The organism is Acidobacteriota bacterium (assembly GCA_009861545.1).
In the GTDB taxonomy this organism is placed as follows: Bacteria; Acidobacteriota; Vicinamibacteria; order Vicinamibacterales; family UBA8438; genus WTFV01.
Genome location: VXME01000064.1, coordinates 1 through 20,221, shown reverse-complemented (window position 1 = coordinate 20,221; position 20,221 = coordinate 1). Strand labels below are relative to the sequence as shown.

Genomic DNA, 20,221 nt, shown 5'->3' with positions numbered 1-20,221 from the left:
GCGCTCCCCCCCTCCCCCCCCCCCCGCCCCCCGCCGCCGGCCCGCCGGGGGCCCCGGCCGGCGGGGGGCGGGGGGGGGGCCCCCCCCGGCCCGACCCCGGCCGGCCCCCGGCCGTGCATCGCGGCGGCCATCGAGGTCAGCGTGCGGGTCATCACCTGCCGTGCCGTCCGGTTGACGATGGGGGTCGCCATCCACCGGACGGCGCGCGGAATGGAGCGGCTCAGGCTGACCGACTCGCACTCGACGATGACGCCGGCGTCGGTCTGCTGGTAGCGCCAGTAGGAGTTCAGCCGCCACAGGAACCCCCGGTCGCGCCCGATCGGCTTCTCGCGCTCCGCCGGCGAGCCGGCGTCCACCAGCTCGGCGATGCGGGTCGAGACGCTGCGGCTCGACGCGGCATCCGGCCGGTGGCGCGTGTAGCGCACACGGTGCTCGGTGTTGTAGTGCACGGTGATCAACTGCTTCCGGCGCAGCTTCAGGAACACGTGCAGCCGGTCACCGTCCCGATCGAGTACGCGCGACTCGACGACGCCGTTCTGCATCCCGGTCAGGTCGGCCCCGTGCATCAGGTCGTGCAGGACGTCGTCGAGCGTGGCGCCCGGGATCAGCACGCTGCCGCGCCAGTGGTGGATGGCGCCCTTCGGCACCCGGATGCGGTTCCCGTCCGAGTCGCGCGTCGCCATCCGGTCGATACGCACGTCACCCGCCAGCACGTCCCGCCGTGCGCCGGCCGCGTCGTCGCGGAAGTCCTGCGCCAGGAACCGAGTGCCGACCTCGAGGGCCCGGGCGTCGGCGTCGTCGAGCTCGTTCGCGATGCGCTGCTCCGTCAGCCGGACGTAGCGCTCCCACGCCGCGAGCGTCTCATCCTGCAGCTCCGCGGCGGCGAGTCCCTGCGTGCACGCGCCCGCGAGAACCACGGCCAGCCCCGCTCGGGGCGTCGCGAACCTCCAGATCGGTCGCCGGCCCTGCTTCTTCGAGACGCTTCCGCCAGTCATCATGTCCTCTCCTTCGTTGCATGCGCGAAAAACGAAGCGGTCGCTCGCGACGAACGTCAGCAGCGAGCACGTCGCGATGGCCATCAGGTTCGCGATTGCGTAGTGAACGCCCAGGGCGTTCACATAGAGCGCCGTGAAGACGACATTGCTCGAGATGGAGAGGGCGCCGGTCACCAGGTTGAACCACGCCAGGCGCGTCCACCGCCCGCGGCTCCCGGGGCCCCGGTCCCGCCAGGTCCAGTGCTCGTGCCAGACGAAGTTGTGCAGGATGGCGGATTCCACCGCCAGCACGGTTGCGACCAGGTAGTTCAGGCCCAGCGCCTCGGTCAGGCTCAACAGGACCGTCAACTGCACCGCCACGCCCATCGTCCCCACGGCGTTGAACACCAGCCATCTCTGCAACCTCCTCACTAGGTCCGGGGGTCGAACGCGCCGCCGCCGCCGACACGCCGCGTCCGCCCCGCGTGTTCCAGCCATCGGTCAGCGGGGAAGCGGCTCGGCGCGGTAGAGCGCCAGCCCGTTGCGGACCGCGGAGAACGCCAGGGCGCCGAACAGCCCGATGGAGGCCACGATGCCGCCGATGTCGAACAGCAGCCACGTGCCCCCGAGCAGCTCCACCTCGGAGCCGTTCGTCAGCAGCCGGAGAGTGCCCACCGCCAGCAGGATGCGAAGCTCCGTCGGTCCCACCTTCAGCAGGGACACGCGGAAGACGCCGCAGGCATGGGTGGCGAGATACGCCTCGGCCGAGACCGTCAGGTAGGCGGCAAGCAGCAGCAGCGCCGCTACCGGACTCATGTGCGGCGACAGCGCCAGCCCGGCGCACAGCAGCAGTATGCTCGTGACGTCGACCACGTGATCGACGTAGAAGCCGTAGCGCGGCCGCTGGTGGCCGCGGACGCGGGCCACCGTGCCGTCGAGGCTGTCGCCGAACCAGTTGAGGGCCAGCCCGGCGACGGCGCCGAGCAGCGCGAGCTCGTTCCAGCGCGAGGCCCAGTAGGATGCCCCGACGCCCACCATGGCGAGCAGGCCGAGCGCGGTCAGGTGGTCCGCGTTGATCCGGCGCGGCAGGCGCGCGGCCATCCAGATCAGGGCGCGCTTCTCCGCGTCCGCCAGGATGCTGCCGTGCTCGCGCACGTGGGTGGCCGTCCCCGGTGCGCTCGCCGTCCCGGCCGGCGGGGTTGCCGTGTCGCGGGCCGCCGCCGGTTCCCGCGCGGTTGGACGCGCCGTGCGCGAGGCCGTCACCGCGGCCGCGCCCAGTATCGTCTTCGTCCCCGTGTTCGTTGCCATCGCCGTCGCTTCCATGGACTCCTCCCTTCGTCCCGCCGCGGAGCAGGATTGCCGCCGCGACCCGTCTTCGTCCGCGGCTCGCTCCCTCGCGCGAGGCCCGGTTGCAACCACTTCACGGCGCTCGGTGCAACGGGGCGTGCTGCCGCGGACTACCTGGGAGTGCGAAGACGGTGCGGAAACCGGCTCATCGTGGAAGTCCGGAAGAACAACGGAAAGCCCGGCCGACCCGTTCCGCGGCGCACGGGCGCGCTTGTAATCTAAATATAGCGTTGACAACTGACTATATTTGTGTAAATTCATTCAGTTACGTGCCCGTAGATTACATCGGACAGGCTCAACTCGCGCAGCTCGCGGGCTCGATCGCACCCGGACGCGTCGTCGTCGTCCACGGTCCCCGGCGTGTCGGGAAGACCACGCTGATCCGCCGCTACATGCGGCTGCACGATCCGGACGCCCTGCTCGTCTCCGGCGAGGACATCGACGTGCGGGAGTATCTCGAGAGCCAGTCGCTGGCGAAGCTGCGGGCCTTCGTCGGCCGGCGCCGGACGCTGATCGTCGACGAGGCGCAGCACGTCCGCAAGGTCGGCGTCAACCTCAAGCTGCTCGTCGATCACGTCGAGGGGCTGCGCATCGTCGCGACCGGCTCGTCGTCCTTCGACCTGGCGCAGCAGACCGGTGAGCCGCTCACGGGGCGGAAGCTGACGCTCCTGCTCCTGCCCCTCGCCCAGATGGAGCTGCAGGACGTCGAGACCGCCCACGAGACCCGCGCCCACCTGGAGATGCGGCTGATCCACGGGTCGTACCCGGAGGTCGTCCTGACGGACTCGACCGAGGATCGGGAGCGCTACCTGAAGGAGCTGATCGCGTCGTACCTGTTCAAGGACATCCTGCAGCTCGAAGGCGTCCGGCACGCCGACAAGCTGCTGCGCCTGCTGCAGGCGCTCGCCTTCCAGATCGGCGGGGAGGTCTCGGTCGCCGAGCTCGGGACGCGGCTCGGGATGAGCAGGAACACGGTGGAGCGCTACCTCGATCTGCTGGAGAAGGCTTACGTCATCTACGGCCGGCTCGGCTTCAGCCGCAACCTGCGCAAGGAGATCGCCAGGAGCCGGCGCTACTACTTCTACGACAACGGCATCCGGAACGGGCTGATCAACAACTTCAACCCCATCGCCCTGCGCGACGACGCCGGTTCCCTGTGGGAAAACTACGTCATGGTCGAGCGGCTCAAGCACAACCTCTACACGGGGCGGCACGCCGAGAGCTACTTCTGGCGCACCTACGACCGGCAGGAGATCGACCTGATCGAGGAGCGGGCCGGACGCCTGGACGCGGTGGAGATGAAGTGGTCGCCGAAGCCCGGGCTTCGTGCTCCCCGCGCCTGGCGGCAGGCGTACCCGGACAGCACTTTCTGGGTCGTCGACCGGGAAAACTATCTGGAGTTCATCACCGGCAGGTAGAGCCGGTCTCGTCGTCCCGCCGTGCTGCTGCGCAGTCGCGGGGGCATGGGTCTACGCCGTCATCCAGGTCTCGACCGACAGGTCCGGCACGCGCCGGAAACTCGGCGAGGTTGTGCGTGATCAACGGCACGTCCCGGGCCAGGCGTGAGCGGCGATCCACAGGTCGTTGAGGCATCACCTTCAATCGAACGGCTCCCGTTCCTCGAGTGGCAGCTCTTGCCTGCGCATCTCCGCCAGGATCTCCTCGACATCATCAGGCAACGGCGTGCTGTTCGGTACGCGACGGCGATCCACTCGTACAGTCATCGATCACCCTCGCGCCGGCGGCTCGCCGACGGGCAGCAGCGGCGCAGTCGCCTCGGGTTCCGTCCTGACCACGCCCTCCAACTCCGGGTAGCGCGTCACCATCTCCGCGCGCCACGCGCCGCCCACCTCCAGACCGAGTTGGTGCTTGAGCGTCGCGGCGTTGGCCACGGCCTTCGCCGCGAAGTGATTGTTCATGTAGAGGTAGAGCCGCTTGACGAGGTGCGCGGCGGCATCCGCCGTGTCCCGGAACGGCTGCAGCTCGGCGGCGGAGTAGTGATAGTCGTAGCGTTCCTCGGCCCGGTCATGCCGCCACCACTTGCGCGCGTTGCGGCCGTGGAGCCGCATGTAATAGAAGCTCTCGACGTTGGGGAGGTGGTTCTGGGCGATGGACAGCCGGAACTTCGGCTCGTCGATCTGTGTCCAGGCGGCCCCGAGCCCGTTCAGGAGTCGTAGCGTGCCCGTGACGTCGTCGCTCCAGCTCCGATGCCGCAGCTCCACCGCGACGGGGCAGTCCGACAGCGCCTCGATGAGCCATGCCAGATGATCGTGCGCGGCGGCGTCGTTCTTGAAGCTGGCGGGGAACTGGGCCAGCAGGGCGCCGAGCTTGCCGGCCTCGTGGAGGGGCGCAATGGCGTCGCGAAACCGGTCGACGTCGCCGCGGTCGGCCTTGACATCCTTGCTGTTGCCGGTGGCCGCGGCGAACATCTTCGGGTGCGTGAACTGCTGGTACAGCTTGACCGAGAACGCGAAGTCGTCGGGCGTCCGGTTGGCCCAGGCGGCGGTGACCGAGCGGCGGGGCACGCCGTAGAAGGTCGAGTTCACCTCGACGGTGTCGAAGTGCCCGGCGTAGTACTCGAGCTCGTCGAACCCCGGCGGCCGATGCTTGCGTCCCCGCGGCGGGTAGAAGATGCCGTCCCAGGTTCCGTCCCCGCCGGGGTAGTGCCATCCGCTGGTGCCGATGCGGATCCGGCGCCCGGTCATCGGCCGGCCATCTCCGGATGCCGTACCGCCCCCGGACGCCGTATCGCCGCCGCTGTCGATCCCCAAGGGCGGCTCGTGGGCCGTGGCCCCTACTTCGAGCCCCCGCCGGCCGCCGCCTCGGCCGCCTGCCGCTCGAGGTTGCGGTTGATCTCCAGGATGTGGCGGATGTCGTGATTGCCCTCGTGGCAGGCGTACTCGTACATCGGCCCCTCGGTGCGGAGCATCGGCACCACGCCGCCCCACGGGCTGGTCCACGTCGTCGGGTCCGTGATCGTGAACTCGTAGCGGATCTCGTCCTCCGCTATGCGGGTGAAGCGCTCCTCGACGTGTCGGAACTGGTTCGCGCCGCGGTAGTTCCGCCGGGCGATGAAGTGGTCGGTCTCGACGACCAGCGTGTCTCCGTCCCAGCGGGCGCGCGAGTTGCCGCCGAACTGGCGGATCGTGTCCGGGATGGCCGGGCGCCCGTCGAGCGCCATGATGCGCGGCGGGTTGGTCGCCAGCTCCGTGAACAGCACGAAGTAGTCGCCGGTCTGGAAGATCTGGTGGATGTCGTTGTAGGCCGGCGGCAGCAGCGGCGGCCCCTCGTGCGTCCACACCACGCAGCGCTCCATCAGGGGGCGGGTTTCGTGACCGTCGAACACCTGGGCCATCGCGCGCTCGTGCTCCACCCGCGCGGCGCCCTCCGGCGTCATCGGCGGAATCCGGCCGTTCGGCGGATAGGTGATCAGCGACGTCCGCTGGGTCGACAGGCCCTTCGGGACCGGCGTGCGCAGCCAGATCTGGTTGTCGTAGTGGACGTAGGACGCGTCGCGGTTCTCCTGGTAGAGGGCCTCTTCACGGGCCTCCGGATCCTCGATGGCGACGGCGTCGCGCCGCAGGGGGTCGACGCCCTCGGCCGTGAGCTGCTGCTGCAGCAGAGCCGCTTCCTCGTCCGAGAGGAACTCCTGATCGGCGAGGCGTTCGGGCCGCTCCAGGGGCGTGAACGTCTGGGTGGTCCAGTAGCCCTGCATGTCCGGGTGCCCGTCGGGCGTGCGAGGCAGCGTCCACGGCGCCTCCCCGTCCGCGGTCCCCTGGTCCTGGTTCTGGGCGGCGACGGGAACTGTCGTCAGCGCTCCAAGCACGACAACCGTTACGAACGCGGCGAGATGACGGTGGCGCATCCGGCCCTCCCTTCAGAACGTTGTCGATAGAAGTGGATTGTAGTCGAAGGCTCGCTGCCGCAAGGCTGACGTTGTGAATCAAGCAGTCGAGCGAGCTCCGACCGTACGCTAGGCGTCGATGCCGCCCATGCACAGGTACTTGATCTCGACGAAGTCGTCCATGCCGTACTTCGACCCCTCGCGCCCGATTCCCGATTCCTTGACGCCGCCGAACGGCGCCACTTCGTTCGAGATGATCCCCTCATTGACCCCCACGATCCCGTACTCCAGGCCCTCGGAGACGCGCCAGACGCGGCCGATGTCGCGGCTGTAGAAGTAGGCGGCGAGACCGAACTCGGTGTCGTTCGCCATGCGGATCGCCTCGTCCTCGGTCGCGAAGCGGAACAGCGGCGCCACCGGGCCGAACGTCTCCTCGCGCGCCACCGCCATCGCGGGAGTGACGCCGGTGAGCAGGGTCGGTTGGAAGAAGCTGCCGCCGAGGGCGTGGCGCCCGCCGCCCACCGCGACCGCCGCGCCCTTGCCGACCGCGTCCGCGATATGCTCCTCGACCTTCTCGACCGCCCGCAGGTCGATGAGCGGGCCCTGCTGCGTCCCCTCATCCAGCCCGTTGCCGACCTGCAGTCCGGCGACCGCCTCGGCCATCCTGGCCGCGAACGCGTCGTAGACCCCGTCCTGCACCAGCACGCGGTTGGCGCAGACGCAGGTCTGTCCCGCGTTGCGGTACTTCGAGGCCATCGCTCCGGCCACCGCCGCGTCGAGGTCCGCGTCGTCGAACACGATGAACGGCGCGTTGCCGCCCAGCTCGAGGCTGACCTTCTTGACCGTCGCGGCGCATTGCGACATCAGGAGCTTGCCGACCTCGGTCGATCCGGTGAACGACAACTTGCGGACGGTCGGGTTCGAGGTCAACTCGGCCCCCATCGGGCCGGACGGGCCGGTGACGACGTTGACCACGCCGGGCGGGATTCCCGCCCGGTCGGTGAGTTCCGCCAGCGCCAGGGCCGTGAACGGCGTCTGCGACGCGGGCCGGATGACGACGGGGCAGCCCGCCGCGAGCGCCGGGGCGCACTTGCGGGTGATCATCGCGGCCGGAAAGTTCCACGGCGTGATCGAGGCGACGACGCCGATCGGCTGCTTCAGGACCACGATCCGCTTCCCGCGCTGGGGATGATTGATGACGTCGCCGTAGACGCGCTTGGCCTCCTCGGCGAACCACTCGACGAACGACGCCGCGTAGGCGATCTCGCCGCGCGACTCGGCCAGCGGCTTGCCCTGCTCGCTGGTCATCAGCCCGGCGAGGTCGTCCTGGTACGCCATCATCAGCTCGAACCAGCGGCGCAGCAGCCCGGCGCGCTCTTTCGCCGGGCGCGCGCGCCACCCGCGCCACGCCGCGTCGGCGGCCTCGATGGCGGCCCGCGTCTCGTCCCGGCCGAAAGCGGGCACCGTGCCGATGACCTCGCGCGTCGCCGGGTTGTCGACCTCGACGGCGTCACCGCTCCGCGCGTCGGTCCAGCGACCATTCACGTAGCACTGCTGGCGGAAGAGGGCGGGGTCGCCGAGGGGAATCGTCGTCCTGGCATCCATGTTCGTCTCTCTCCGGAGAAGTCACGACGTCCAGGATCGGTGCGTCGGGATCCCAGACACGCGAACCGATCATGACAGAATGAAGTCTCGCGTCATGCATTCCCGCGGCAGCGGCACGGATATGGAGAACGACGGCTGGCAGGCCAGGGGCCTCCGGTTCGTCGACGGGTGCCGCCAGGACCTGCGGTACGCGGTCCGTAGCCTGATTAGACAATCCGGTTTCAGTGTCGCCGCCACGCTCACGTTGGCGATCGGCCTCGGTCTGGCCATCGGGCTCTTCGCGGTGGTCGATACAGTCCTCCTGCGGCCTTTGCCGTTCACGGATCAGGACGAGCTCGTCGTCATGTGGGAGAGGGACGACAGCATCGACAACCCCCATATCGAGGTGTCGCTGCCGAACTTCGAGGACTGGCGGGCACAGGCCGAATCGTTCGCGGACATGGCCGCGATGGGATCGACGACCTGGGGAGACGTGGAGGTCCAGGAGGATCCGCCGGTCCGGTTGACGATCAGCGCGGTCTCCGCGTCGTTTTTCGACACGCTGGGGGCCCGGGCACACCTCGGCCGCACCTTCCTGCCGGAAGAGGACGGGGCCGAGGCGCAGCGCGTAATGGTGCTGAGCCACGCGGCGTGGCGGCAGTACTTCGACATGGATCCCGACGTGGTGGGCTCGATCTTGCCGGTCGGCGCGCGGCGCGAGCCGTTCACCGTGGTCGGCGTCATGCCGCCCGCGTTCCGGTTCCCGCCCGGCGCCGAGGTGTGGACGCCGGTCGGCCGGGAGCTGGCCGGCATCTTCCGACGGAACGGGATGGACGCCGGCATGCAGCGCGGCCTCGGCGTCCTCTACGTCGTCGGCCGCCTGGCGCCGGGCCGCACCGTGGAGCAGGCGCGGGCCGAGATGGACGTCATCGTGCCGGGGTTGTGGGAGTCGCACTTCTCGCGGTGGGACACGCGCCGCGTGGTCGTCACGCCGCTGACCGACACCGTCTTCGGCGACGCCGAGGCGGCCCTGCTCGTTCTGCTCGGCGGCGGGCTGCTCCTGCTGCTGATCGCCGGCGCCAACGTGACCGGCCTGATGATCGTGCGGTCGCAGTCGCGCCGGCGCGACGTGGCGGTGCAATGCGCGCTCGGGATCGGCCGGGGACGACTCTTTCGCGCCCATCTGGCGGAAACGCTGCTCGTCACGGGAGCCGCGGCGGCGGGTGGGATCGCGCTTGCGGCGGCGGCGCTCCCCGTTCTGGTCGCGCTCGGTCCCGCGGATCTTCCCAGGCTGGAGCAGGCCTCGGTGAACGGCCCGGCCGTCGGGCTGGGCGCGGGGCTGGCGATCGCTTTCGGGCTCGCGATGACCCTGGCGGCATCTCCGCGGCCTGGCCGGCTGTCCGTCGTCGCGTGGCTGCGCGACGCTGCGCATGGCGCGACGACCGGGCGCGCGGGAGCCGGCGCGCGCAACCTGCTCGTCGTCTCCCAGGTTGCCATGGCGCTGGTCCTGACGATCGGAGCCGGCCTCCTGACGTCCAGCTACCTGAACCTGGCGCGGATCGACCTCGGATACCGGCCCGCCGAGGTGCTCGCGCTCACCCTGACGCCCCGGGACGGCGTGTACGAGGAAGACGCGCCCAGGCGGACCGCCTACCGGGAGCTCCTGGCCCGCGTCCGGGAAGTGCGCGGCGTTGAGGCGGCCGGCGGGGTGCTGCTCCTGCCTTTCGAGCACGGCGTCGTCGGGATGGACGGAGGCGTGCTGCTCGAAGGCGAACCTCTCGACGGGCCGGACCGGCCGGACCGGCCGCCGGTGGCCGTGCAGTCCGTGTCGCCCGGCTACTTCACGGCGATGGGCATCGATCTGGTGGCGGGCCGCACGTTCAGCGACCGCGACACGACGGACGCCCCCGCCGCGGTCATCGTCAGCGAATCGCTCGCGCGCTACCTGTGGCCGTCCGGGGACGCCGTGGGCCGGCGCCTGATCGCGATCGGCGCGGAGGCCGACTCCGACGGCGCGCGGGCGTGGCAGACGGTCGCCGGTGTCGTCGAGGACGCGCGATACCGGGAGCTGGAACGCGGCCGGTTCGACCTCTACGTGCCGTTCACCCAGGTGTCGATGGGCCTGAACCACCTGGTGATTCGCACGGGGGGCGATCCGGTGCAACTCGCCGCTGCGCTGCGCTCCGCGGTGCGACAGGCCGACCCCAACTTCGTGATCGACTCCATCACGCCGCTGCGCGGTCTCGTCGACGACGTCATGCGTCCCTGGCGGTTCAACATGACCATGGCGACGCTGCTGGCCGCCCTGGCGGCCGGACTGGCGGCCATCGGCCTCTTCGGCACCGTCGCCTACGGCGTTGCCCGGCGGACTCGGGAGATCGGCGTGCGGCGGGCGCTCGGCGCGCGGGCGGTCGACGTGCTGCGGCTGGTCTGGGGACAGGCCGTTGCGCTCACCCTGCTCGGCGCCGTCATCGGTCTCGGGATTGCACTTCCCGCCGGCGAGCTGCTCCGCCCGCTTCTCTTCGGCGTGGCGCCGCGGGAGGCGGGGACGTTCGTCGTTCTCACCGCGCTGCTCGTCGCGGTGTGCGCGGCGGCGAGCCTGCTCGCTGCCTGGCGCGCGACGCGGATCGATCCGCTGGCGGCGCTCCGGGAGTCCGAGTGACCCGTGATGGCCCTGCGCGGCGTCCAGAGCACGGCGTGACCGGCGTCCGCAACATCGCAACCATCGAACGAAGGGGAGGCCGGGAAGGTTCCACCACCGGGTTCTTTCCCTTGCAAGACTGGGAGAGGAGCTGTTAGACTCCTAGGAAAGCTAGGTGAAAGATATGTGGTCACGCCTGCATTCGTTCCTGACCGCCTGGACCCGGCGGGAGCGCTTCGAGGACTCCCTAGACGAAGAGGTCCGGTTCCACCTCGACGCCTATGCCGAGGATCTGGTTCGCTCCGGGGTCACCAGGCGCGAAGCGCGGCGCCGCGCCCGCATCCACTTCGGCAGCGTCGAAGGGATGAAGGACGACTGCCGGCAGGCGCGCGGCCTGCGGCTGGCCGATGAGCTGGAGCGACTGATGGCCAACATACGACTCGCGGTGCGCATGCTCGTCAAGACCCCGATCGTCACGAGCGTCGCGGTCCTGTCGCTGGCTCTCGGCATCGGGGCCAACGCCGCGATCTTCTCCCTTTACAGCCAGTTCCTGCTGCGTCCGTTGCCGGTCGTCGAGCCGGAGCGCCTCGTGAATCTCGAAGCACCGGGGCCGAAGCCCGGCTTGACCAGTTGCGACGGGGCGGGCGGGTGCGACGAGGTGTTCAGCTACCCGATGTTCCGTGACCTCCAGCGGGAGCAGACGGTCTTCACGGACGTCGCGGCGCATGATGGCTTCAACGCCAGCATCGCCTGGCGGGGCCGGACTTTCGGCATCGTCCAGGGCATTCAGGTCTCCGGCTCGTACTTCCCGACCCTGGGCTCCGTGCCGGCGTTGGGACGACTGTTCGGTCCGGAGGTCGACGAGCCGATCGGCGGGCACCCGGTCGCCGTCCTGAGCCATGAGTTCTGGCAGGACGACCTGGGCGGGGCGCGCGACGTGCTCGGAGACGCGTTGATCGTCAACGGCCAGCCGTTGACGATCGTTGGCGTCGCCCCGGCCGGGTTCCGAGGCACGACCTTCAACATGTCATCCATGATCTTCGTACCGATCACGATGCATGCCAGGCTCGCCGCCGACGCCGGCGACGGCCGCTTCGAAGATCGCCGGCAATACTGGCTCTACCTCTTCGCCCGCCTGAGGCCGGAGGCCTCCATCGATCAGGCCCGCGCGGCAATCGCGCCCCTCTACCGGAACATCCTGACCGACGTGGAGGCTCCCCTCCAGACGGACATGAGCGGTGAGACCATGGCGCGATTCGTCGCCAAACCCCTGCCGATCGAGGACGGTCGGCGAGGCCAGAGCGGCATGCACGACTTCGTCGGCGTGCCCCTCCTTCTCCTCCTCGGGGTCACGGGCGCCGTGCTCCTGATCGCGTGCGCCAACATCGCGAACCTGCTGCTGGCGCGGGCTGCCGCTCGCGCGTCCGAGATGGCGGTGCGGCTTGCGCTCGGCGCGACGAGACGGCAACTGGTGACGCAACTGCTGACCGAGTCGTGCCTGCTGGCCGTGCTCGGTGGCGCGGCCGGGCTCGTCGCGGCCAACTGGACGCTCGGTTTCATCGGCGCGCTGCTGCCACCCGAAATCGCGGACCTCCTGCGGTTGACACTGGATCCGTACGCCGTTCCGTTCACCGGGGCGGTCTCGCTCTCCACGGGCCTGCTCTTCGGGATTTTTCCGGCATTCCATGGCACACGGGCAGCATTGATCTCGACTCTGAAGGACGACGCCGGCCAGCCTGCCGGCGCCCGCGCGGCCGCCGGCCTCCGGCGCGGACTGGTCGCGGCGCAGTTCGCCCTGGCGACGATGCTGCTGCTGGTGGCCGGGCTGTTCATCCAGAGCCTGCGCAACGTGAGCGGCGTCGACGTCGGCATCCAGGCGAACGACGTCGTGACGTTTCGTTTGTCGCCCGGACTCAACGGCTCCCGGGATGCGCAGACGCGCGCCCTCTACGAGCGGGTCGAAGCGGACCTGGCCGCCCGGCCCGGCGTGACGTCGGTGACGGCGGCCTCGGTCGCGGTTCTCACCGGGAGCAGTTGGGGCGCCCGCGTCATGGTGGAAGGATTCGAGGCCGGGCCGGATACGAATCGGACCACGCGGTTCAATCGGATCGGCACCGACTACTTCCGGACCCTGGGGATCCCGCTGTTGGCGGGCCGGACGTTCACGGAGGCGGACGAGCGCGAGGCGCCCCCGGTGGCGATCGTCAACGAGGCGTTCGCGCGCAAGTTCAATCTCGGGCGCGATGCGGTGGGCAGGCGCCTGGGGCGCGGCGGGCTCGACGTGGAGCTGGATACCGAGATCGTCGGCCTCGTTGCGGATACCCGGTACAGCCACGTCAAGGATCCCGTTCTGCCGCTTCTCCATGTTCCGTATCGCCAGGAGGACAGCGTCGGATCGCTCGCGTTCTATGTCCGGAGCACCCTGCGGCCGGAGGGCATGCTCCGCACGATCCCGGCGCTGGTGGCCGGTCTGGACCCCAACCTGCCCGTCACGCGTCTGACGACGCTTGCCCGTCAGGTGGAGGAAAGCGCGTTCGAAGACCGCACGATCACGGTACTGGCGGTAGCCTTCGCCGGGCTCGCGACCCTGTTGGCGGCGGTGGGTCTCTACGGCGTGCTGGCCTACACCGTGGCGCAGCGCACGCGCGAGTTCGGCCTGCGGATGGCGCTCGGCGCGGACGCGGCGCGCCTGCGGGCGCTGGTGCTGGCCCAGGTCGGACGCATGACGCTCGTCGGCGGCGCGGTCGGGCTGGTCGCCGCGTACGGCGTCGGCCGCCTGGCGCAGTCGTTGCTCTACGAAATCGATGGCCTGACGCCCGCGGTGACAGCCTTGGCGGCGTTGGCCATGGCCGCGGTGGCGCTGGGCGCGGGGTTCGTCCCGGCCCACCGGGCGTCCCGCGTGAACCCGATGGCCGCGCTCCGGCACCGGTAGCCGTTCCACCAGGTTCGGACATGTTCTCGCGCCCCTGGGCTTCGATGTCTCGAACGTAACCGTCGCCGGTCTTGCCCTGCCCACCGGGGAGTACGGTCTCGCCAGCCTCCTCGACATCCGGCCGGGCGACACCGTGGCCGACGTGGGGGCCGGCGACGGGTGGTTGAGCGTGGAGGTGGCCACGGTGGTCGTGAGACGGGGCAGGTGTTCGCGACCGAGCTCTCCGCACGCCGCCGCGACGAAATCCACGAATCCGTCGCCGTCGCGGGTCTCGAGAACGTCACCGTGGTCGAGGCCGGCGAGCACGAGACCAACCTGCCGCCGGGCTGCTGCGACGCGGTCTTCCTGCGCCGTGACGAGACGGACTCGCAAGCAAGAGAGGGCTCGACGGCGGGAGACCTGTAGAATCGCGGGCGAGAATGCCATGAGCCTTGAGGAATGGCAGGCCTTGCGCGCCAGCATCAAGGAGCGCGATCGAGACGCCGAACCGTCGATGCTGGCGCCGGCCGAGGCGTTCGACGACACCCGGCCGGACGAGGAGTTCCGCGATCGTTTTCACCCCGACCACGATCCGGGTCAGCTCGGGAGAAACAGCCGGGCGGTGCGAAGACGGCTGGGCAGCAGTTGCGCCGGCTGGCGGCGCAAGCCGCGACCGGAGGAGTTCTACGACGCGGTCCGCGCGAGTAGGCCGAGCCCGCGCGAGAGGCAACTGATCCGCACATGGCTGCAGGAAGCCAGCCGGGAAGACTTGCTGTACGCCTGGGCGGAGGATGTCTACACCTGGCGGGAGCTGGCCCGGGCCGTCCACGCGGCCGAAGAGCAGACGTCGCCACGCTGCGCCGACATCAATACGCTGATCCCGTCATGAACGGCAGAGCCGATGCGCCGGACGAGACGCTCGAGCTGCCGGAGCCCGCGCGAAGCCTGTTCCGGAAGACCCGCTCCGCGCTGGAAACCCAAGTGTCCGCGCCCGCGGCCGACGGCGAAGGCTACAAGCTCGGCGGCGGGACGATTCTGGCCGCGCGTTGGAAGCATCGCCGGAGCAACGACATCGACGTACTGTTCCACCCGGACACGAAGACTTCGCACTTCGAGGCGGAACTCGGGAAGGCGCTGGAGGCAGCCGGCGGCGTGCCGCTCGGGTGGGGGGAGTGGAGCCGGATCGAGTTCGGCGGGAATCACCTGGATCTGCTCAAGGGCGAGCCGACGCCCGCTGTCGGGCACAAGCCCGCCTCGATCGACGGGAGTCCGGTAACCGTGCTGACGACCGTGCAGATTCTGAACGGCAAGCTCGGGTACCGGGCGCTGGATCCCCCTACCCGGGACGTATACGACATCGCGGTCTGCGGAATCGAGGATCCGGAGAGCCTGGAGATCGTGATGAACGGCCTCTACGAGTCGAAGCTGGACGCGACGATCCTGGGCTGGAAGATGAGCGAGGGCAAGCACGCTGGGAACGCGGCGGAACAGATTCTCGACGTTCCCGCCCGGCTGGAGCCGGTGAGGAAGAACCCGGCGCAGTATGCGATCCGCGCCGCGGAGAACTCGCTGTACAGCCGCGTCGTCATCGACTGCGAGCGGGGCCGGGCACATGTAAGAACGACCTGCGCCGAAGCGGAGCGGACACGCACGTACTCCGATACCGGAGAGCTCGAGCGCGGGTTCGAGATTGCGGGAATCAACCGATTCTTGCGGGCCCAGGGCGAGAGCGCCGAGCAGGCTCGGGTCAGCGCGGCCAGCGCGATGGCAAGCCGACAGACCACGATCGTGTTCGAGATCGAGCCTCGACTGCCGCGCAAGAGAGCGGTAGAGCTCGAACCGATCCCGCGGTAGATTCCAGCCTCGCGGACAGGGAAACCTTGCCATGACCGGCTTTCTGGGAACGCGCGCGGACGTCTTCATGGATCTCGCGATCACGTTCTTCGTTGCCGCCCCGTTCCTGATGACCTACGCGCTCCGGCTCGCGGCTCGCGGCCGGCACAGGGCGCACCGCAATCTGCAGGCGGGCCTGGTCGTTGCCGGAACCGTCGCCGTTCTGCTGCTCGAAGGGAGCATCCAGTACGGGGAGGCGATGGCGGCCTACGCCCAGAGCGCCTACTACGGCACGCCGTTGATCAGAGGACTTTTTACCGTGCATCTCTGGGTCGCGATTCCCTGGTTCACCGGCTGGTGCGTCCTGACGGGCGTCTCGTGGCGCCGCTTCTCCCGCGTGCTGCCGGGAACCTTCAGCGCGACGCACCGGCTCTGCGGGCGGGTCATCTACGCGGGGTTCTGGTTCACCTGCATCACCGGCGTCGCCCTGTACGTCCTGTGTTACGCCCTCTGACGGCGACCGCCAATTCCGGCCATCATCGGGAGGCTCATGACGACTGTCGAGCAGCGCCGCAAGGCACGCACGCTACGCAATCTGCATTCGGGCCCCGTCGTGCTCGTGCTTCCGAATGTCTGGGATCCGATCGGAGCCCGTGTGTTGGCGTCCAAGGGATACCCGGCCGTCGCCACAGCGAGCGCGGCGGTCTCCGCATCCCTGGGATTCGAGGACGGCGAGAAGATCACGCGGCGGACGATGCTCGAGGTCATTCACCGGATCAGCCGCTCCGTGGCCGTTCCCGTCACGGCCGACATGGAAGCCGGGTACGGGGCATCCGTTGCCGAATTGGAGGATACGACCAGGGGTCTGGTGGATACCGGCGCGGTCGGGATGAACATCGAGGACAGCCTGGAAGAAGGCGGGCCACTGCGGCCCGCGGACGAGCAGGCCGAGCGCATCGCAACAGTGAGAGAGGCCGCGGCCGCTCGGGGGCTGGATCTGGTGATCAACGCGCGCGTGGATGCCTTTCTGTCGGACAGGTTCGACCAGGTTGAGGAGCGGATCGACGAAGCCGTGGCCCGCGCCGAGGCTTACCGCCGGGCCGGGGCGGACTGCATCTACCCCATCGGTCCGGGCGATGTGGAGACGCACCGCGCTGCGGTCACGCATCACCCTGCCATTGAACGCCCTGGCTACGCCTGACGCGGCGCCTCTGGTAACGATGGCGGCGATCGGAATCAACCGGGTCAGTTTTGGTCCGTTCATTTTCAGGTCGTGTCTTCGCAAGTTCGCGGACATCACCGACGCGCTGTCCCGGTCGGCCGGCTATGAGTGCTTCGGTCGCGAGATGATGTCGGGGTCCGAGGCCGCCGCATACCTGGCGTCCGAACGGGAGGGTGAATGACACGCCTGTCCGGACGATGGGCAGTAGCGGGGTCAGTCGTTGTCGTGGTGCTGTGGGCAGCGGTAGCGCCGCCGACGGCTCAGGAGCCCGGAACCGATCCTCTGCTGGCACGGCGCTATCAGGCGGGCGATCGATTCGGCTATCTCATGACGGCGCGCAACAACGACGGCGCCTACGAAGCGAAACTGACGGCGACCGTCTCGCGGGACGCGGCGGGCCGGCTCGTCGAAGAGTACGCCTGGTCGGACCTCGTGATCGATGGCATTCCGCGACAACTGACACCGGCGAGCCGGGAGTTCAGGCAGGCGGTGACCCTGAACGGAGATGCGCCGTTCGTGTTCCCCGACTTGTCACGTCTGCAGCCTGGCCTGATAGGACCCGTGACGGATTTGCTGACGTTCTACGCCGACCTGTTCCTCGCGATGCACGCGGGGCAGTTGCGCGCGCCCGGGGATCGATTCCTGGTACGCAGGGACGTACCGAACTCCTGGGCCGATGGAACCGTGGTGCTGGTTGGTGAAGGCGCCATCGACTTTGACATCACGCTGACGGACATCGATCGAACGAACGGTGTCGCCGGCCTGCTCGTGAAGCACGTCGTGCCGGAGGAGCCTGCCATTCAGATATCCGTGGCGTGGATGCGCGCACCGGTGGCCGACACGCCCAACAACTGGGTCCAGGTCACGCGCAACGGCGACATGTACGACGCTGCCGTTGGCCAGGAGACATTCGACGTCGAGTTGAACATCAGCCTTGAGTCCGGCCGGATTCTGCGCGCCACCATGGTCAACCCTGTCGAGACGGTGCTCCGTGATTGCGCGGACATCGAGCTGACTGACTGCGGCGAGCCGCGTCGTCGTCAGATCTTTCGTCGTGTCGAGATGCTGGCGGCCGATTGACCGGGCCATGCTCGGGTATGCGGGGCGGAGGGCGGCATGAGCACGAAGATCAGTGTAGACGAGAGCTGCAATCGTCTCGACGAGACGTGGAGTCCGCGCGTCATCGCCACGCTCAACGGGCAGGAAGTGAAGCTCGTGCGAGCGAAGGGCGTCTTTCCCTGGCATCGTCACGATGACGTCGACGAGTTCTTCCTGGTGTGGAAGGGGCGGTTCTCGGTTGAGTTCCGTGACCGGCGGATCGACCTGAAGGACGGAGAGTGCGTGCTGGTTCCCCGCGGCGTCGAGCACCGCACTTCCGCCGCGGAGGATGCGTACGTGCTGTGCTTCGAACCGGTCGGCACCGTAAACACCGGGAATCTCCCGCCGAACGACTTCACGGCGCCGTGCGGGGTGTCGATTCTCGATCCCGATGAGCCCGCGAAGTGACTCGCCGGCTACTGTCCATGCCTCGTTTATCGTCGCGGAGCGTGAGTGAATGAGCTTGAACACGTGGCTTCTGTTCGCCGGCACGGAGGCCGTGCTGTGCCTCACGCCCGGTCCGGCGGTGCTGTTCGTGCTGTCCTACGGCCTCGCTCGCGGCGGGCGCGCGTCGCTGTGGGCGAGCGCCGGCGTCCTGGCCGGCAACGGCTGCTACTTTGCCCTTTCCGCGCTGGGTCTCGGAGCGGTTCTGCTCGCTTCCTACGAGGTCTTCGCGCTCATCAAGTACCTGGGAGCCCTCTACCTGGTCTATCTCGGCGTGCAGACCGTACGGGGAGCCGGACTCGCGCTTCGGCCGGAGCGCGCGCAGGAAGACCGGGGTTCGCTGAGAGCGCTGACCCGCGGATTCGCGCTGCAGGCGGCAAACCCCAAGGCGCTCGTCTTCTTTGTCGCCCTGCTTCCGCAGTTCATCGATGCGAGTCGCTCCATCTGGCCGCAGGTGCTGATACTCGGCGTGACGTCTGTGGTCATCGAGTTCACCGTGTTGGCGGGGTACGGGTACATGGCCGCACGGGCCGCGGCGCTGACTCGCCAGGTGAGGTTCCGGAAACTGACGAATCGCGTGTGCGGCGGCATGCTGGTCGTCGCCGGCACGGGCGTGGCGTTCGCCGGAGAACGCTGAGCCGACGTGTGCTCGCCATGGACTGCCGCGGGCACGTGCAGAGCGGGAGGGCGTCATGCCGGCTCTGCAGATAGTCGAGATCCCTGGAGGCAGCCACGCCTCGAGCGTCAGGCCGTCCGCCGAGCCTCTCGTGCGGTTTCTCGACAGAACCGCGGTCGATGATGCCCTTCTCGTTCGGGCCGGTCCAGGGTTGGCGCGTAGAATCGAGCGTGGCAACGACGGTCGCCAGGAAGCGGGCCGACAATGACGACGACGCGGTATCCCGAAGCCGATACGCACGACACGCTGTGGCCGGAGGACCGGGTCGAAACGTTGCTGCCGCCCGGGTGCTTCGACGCCGAACCGGCCGGGGGACGATACACGCGGCTGTTGCTCGCCGACGCGCCCGGCAAGGGTAGCGGCGCCGACAGTCCGACCGTCCAGTTGTGGCTCGGTTGCCGCTGTGCCGGATGGGCGGAGCCGCCGACCGGCGAGGAGTTTCACGCCGCCATCCGCGCGGCCGAGCCGAGCCGGAGGCAGGTGGCGATCCTCGATGCCTGGGCGAACCAGGCGGCGTGGACGGAGGCGCTGCAGGCCTGGGCGGAGCACGCCTACACGCTACGCGAGCTGGCGGCGGCGTTGCACCGGGTGGGTCTGGCCCGCTGCCGGTTGGCCGCGATCCTCAACCGATGGGCAACGCATGCCGAGAGACTCGAACCATGAGCGCCGAACGGCTGCAGTTGCCCGAGCCGGCGGGCACACTGTGGACGAGAGTCCGGGAACCGTTGAAGCGAGCCCTGGAGAGCCTCGGCGCGCCGCTGGAGCTGAAGCTCGGCGGCGGGACCGTGCTGGCGGCACGGTGGAAGCACAGAAGCAGCCACGACATCGACATCGTCGTTCCGGAGAAGACGAACCTGTGGATATACGGGGCCGCGCTCGACGACGCGATGACGGCGCTCGGCGCCGACAAGTACGGCTACAGCCCGAAGCACAAGCAGTACCGAGCCGCGTTCACTGAGGGAAGCACGAGGCAGACGCTCGAGATCTGGCCGAACGACCCCGAACCGCGCGGGGCGGAACGAGCCGGCGAGATCAACCGGGTCAACGAAGTCGTGCTGGCGACGGCGCAGATCCTCAAGGGCAAGCTCGAACGCGGAGAGGACGCGCTGGCCAGGGACGTCATCGACGTGATCACCGCCGAACGGCTCGACCCGGCGGGCCTCGAGGTCGCCGTCAACGCCGTCACTCCCCCCTACGCACGACTCGTCGGCGCAGTGTGGGATCGTGCGCAAACGACCATCGCACGGCGGGCCGAAGCCGAGTTCGGCGACACGATCGCCGACCCGGCAACACTGGGACCGAGGGCGGGCGAAGCGATCCTGTCGCGCATGTACGCGCGGATTGCAGTCGCCGTCGAAGACGGTCGAATCGTCGCAACCACCACGACAGCCGGCGGCACGATGCGCCGACGCGAGTGGACGGCGGGCGAAGCTGCCGAGCGGTTCGTCACGAGCGGCCTCGACGCCGCACTGAGCGGCATGCGGCAGGACGCCGCACGGATACGCGACGCCGCGACGGCGTCGGCGCAGGCGGGAGGCAACCAACAAATCGCCGACTGCCGGAATACGTCAGCGTAGCCGCGGTTCGAATACGCTGGAAATGGCAAGTTGAAAAGGGACCCCCGTGGCAACGTGAAAAGGGACCCCC

The 20,221-nt window shown here is 69.1% G+C and carries 17 protein-coding genes; 12 read left to right on the top strand and 5 right to left on the bottom strand.

The features are described from left to right. Together F4X11_10365 and F4X11_10360 are read right to left on the bottom strand one after the other, a co-directional pair. Window positions 1–1,472: GtrA family protein (locus F4X11_10365; GenBank protein MYN65417.1), on the bottom strand; the 1,472-nt coding region annotated here is incomplete at its 3' end. A gap of 3 nt (window positions 1,473–1,475) precedes the next feature. Further along, window positions 1,476–2,282, bottom strand: coding sequence for a hypothetical protein (locus F4X11_10360; GenBank protein ID MYN65416.1), 807 nt, complete (start codon window positions 2,280–2,282; stop codon window positions 1,476–1,478). 308 nt (window positions 2,283–2,590) lie between these two features. On the opposite strand from F4X11_10360, the gene F4X11_10355 reads away from it, so the two are divergent. Next, entirely contained in the window at window positions 2,591–3,739 is a 1,149-nt protein-coding gene (locus tag F4X11_10355) for an ATP-binding protein (protein ID MYN65415.1), read from the top strand. Between the two features lie 309 nt (window positions 3,740–4,048). On the opposite strand, the gene F4X11_10350 is transcribed toward F4X11_10355, so the two are convergent. The 3 genes from F4X11_10350 to F4X11_10340 form a co-directional block, all read right to left on the bottom strand. Beyond that, complete coding sequence (locus F4X11_10350) at window positions 4,049–5,026, bottom strand: DUF72 domain-containing protein (protein MYN65414.1); 978 nt, start codon at window positions 5,024–5,026, stop codon at window positions 4,049–4,051. 89 nt (window positions 5,027–5,115) lie between these two features. After that, entirely contained in the window at window positions 5,116–6,186 is a 1,071-nt protein-coding gene (locus F4X11_10345) for a hypothetical protein (GenBank protein ID MYN65413.1), read from the bottom strand. A 108-nt stretch (window positions 6,187–6,294) separates the two neighbouring features. Next, window positions 6,295–7,770, bottom strand: coding sequence for an NAD-dependent succinate-semialdehyde dehydrogenase (locus F4X11_10340; GenBank protein ID MYN65412.1), 1,476 nt, complete (start codon window positions 7,768–7,770; stop codon window positions 6,295–6,297). Here F4X11_10340 and F4X11_10335 point away from each other — a divergent pair. From F4X11_10335 to F4X11_10285, 11 genes are all read left to right on the top strand, one after another. Further along, window positions 7,769–10,411: an FtsX-like permease family protein gene (locus tag F4X11_10335; protein MYN65411.1), complete on the top strand. Its 2,643-nt coding sequence runs from the start codon at window positions 7,769–7,771 to the stop codon at window positions 10,409–10,411. The two genes, F4X11_10340 and F4X11_10335, sit on opposite strands and share 2 nt — an antisense overlap. 154 nt (window positions 10,412–10,565) lie before the next feature. Next, window positions 10,566–13,322 (top strand): ABC transporter permease, encoded by a 2,757-nt coding sequence (locus tag F4X11_10330; protein MYN65410.1) that lies wholly within the window; start codon window positions 10,566–10,568, stop codon window positions 13,320–13,322. A 204-nt stretch (window positions 13,323–13,526) separates the two neighbouring features. Then, on the top strand, window positions 13,527–13,727 hold the full coding sequence (locus F4X11_10325; GenBank protein MYN65409.1) for a hypothetical protein: 201 nt from the start codon (window positions 13,527–13,529) through the stop codon (window positions 13,725–13,727). Window positions 13,728–14,042: 315 nt separating this feature from the next. Next, window positions 14,043–15,155, top strand: a complete 1,113-nt coding sequence (locus tag F4X11_10320; GenBank protein MYN65408.1) for a hypothetical protein — start codon at window positions 14,043–14,045, stop codon at window positions 15,153–15,155. A 31-nt stretch (window positions 15,156–15,186) separates the two neighbouring features. After that, window positions 15,187–15,648, top strand: a complete 462-nt coding sequence (locus F4X11_10315) for a hypothetical protein (protein MYN65407.1) — start codon at window positions 15,187–15,189, stop codon at window positions 15,646–15,648. Between the two features lie 36 nt (window positions 15,649–15,684). Continuing rightward, on the top strand, window positions 15,685–16,335 hold the full coding sequence (locus F4X11_10310) for an isocitrate lyase/phosphoenolpyruvate mutase family protein (protein MYN65406.1): 651 nt from the start codon (window positions 15,685–15,687) through the stop codon (window positions 16,333–16,335). Between the two features lie 246 nt (window positions 16,336–16,581). Then, a complete protein-coding gene (locus F4X11_10305; protein MYN65405.1) occupies window positions 16,582–17,436 on the top strand; it encodes a hypothetical protein in 855 nt (284 codons plus the stop codon). Window positions 17,437–17,472: 36 nt separating this feature from the next. Then, window positions 17,473–17,862, top strand: a complete 390-nt coding sequence (locus tag F4X11_10300) for a cupin domain-containing protein (GenBank protein ID MYN65404.1) — start codon at window positions 17,473–17,475, stop codon at window positions 17,860–17,862. Window positions 17,863–17,911: 49 nt separating this feature from the next. Then, a complete protein-coding gene (locus tag F4X11_10295; GenBank protein ID MYN65403.1) occupies window positions 17,912–18,535 on the top strand; it encodes a LysE family translocator in 624 nt (207 codons plus the stop codon). 243 nt (window positions 18,536–18,778) lie between these two features. Further along, complete coding sequence (locus tag F4X11_10290; GenBank protein ID MYN65402.1) at window positions 18,779–19,237, top strand: hypothetical protein; 459 nt, start codon at window positions 18,779–18,781, stop codon at window positions 19,235–19,237. After that, on the top strand, window positions 19,234–20,151 hold the full coding sequence (locus F4X11_10285; GenBank protein MYN65401.1) for a hypothetical protein: 918 nt from the start codon (window positions 19,234–19,236) through the stop codon (window positions 20,149–20,151). Before F4X11_10290 ends, F4X11_10285 begins: the two co-directional genes overlap by 4 nt. Window positions 20,152–20,221: the final 70 nt, after the last annotated feature.

Bases quoted from the DNA above. Each gene is read 5' to 3' on its own strand.
- F4X11_10350 (MYN65414.1), bottom strand. From the start codon at position 5,026: ATGACCGGGCGCCGGATCCGCATCGGCACCAGCGGATGGCACTACCCC.
- F4X11_10300 (MYN65404.1), top strand. From the start codon at position 17,473: ATGAGCACGAAGATCAGTGTAGACGAGAGCTGCAATCGTCTCGACGAG.
- F4X11_10310 (MYN65406.1), top strand. From the start codon at position 15,685: ATGACGACTGTCGAGCAGCGCCGCAAGGCACGCACGCTACGCAATCTG.
- F4X11_10340 (MYN65412.1), bottom strand. From the start codon at position 7,770: ATGGATGCCAGGACGACGATTCCCCTCGGCGACCCCGCCCTCTTCCGC.
- F4X11_10360 (MYN65416.1), bottom strand. From the start codon at position 2,282: ATGGCAACGAACACGGGGACGAAGACGATACTGGGCGCGGCCGCGGTG.
- F4X11_10290 (MYN65402.1), top strand. From the start codon at position 18,779: ATGACGACGACGCGGTATCCCGAAGCCGATACGCACGACACGCTGTGG.
- F4X11_10335 (MYN65411.1), top strand. From the start codon at position 7,769: ATGTTCGTCTCTCTCCGGAGAAGTCACGACGTCCAGGATCGGTGCGTC.
- F4X11_10320 (MYN65408.1), top strand. From the start codon at position 14,043: ATGGCTGCAGGAAGCCAGCCGGGAAGACTTGCTGTACGCCTGGGCGGA.
- F4X11_10285 (MYN65401.1), top strand. From the start codon at position 19,234: ATGAGCGCCGAACGGCTGCAGTTGCCCGAGCCGGCGGGCACACTGTGG.
- F4X11_10345 (MYN65413.1), bottom strand. From the start codon at position 6,186: ATGCGCCACCGTCATCTCGCCGCGTTCGTAACGGTTGTCGTGCTTGGA.
- F4X11_10295 (MYN65403.1), top strand. From the start codon at position 17,912: ATGAGCTTGAACACGTGGCTTCTGTTCGCCGGCACGGAGGCCGTGCTG.
- F4X11_10315 (MYN65407.1), top strand. From the start codon at position 15,187: ATGACCGGCTTTCTGGGAACGCGCGCGGACGTCTTCATGGATCTCGCG.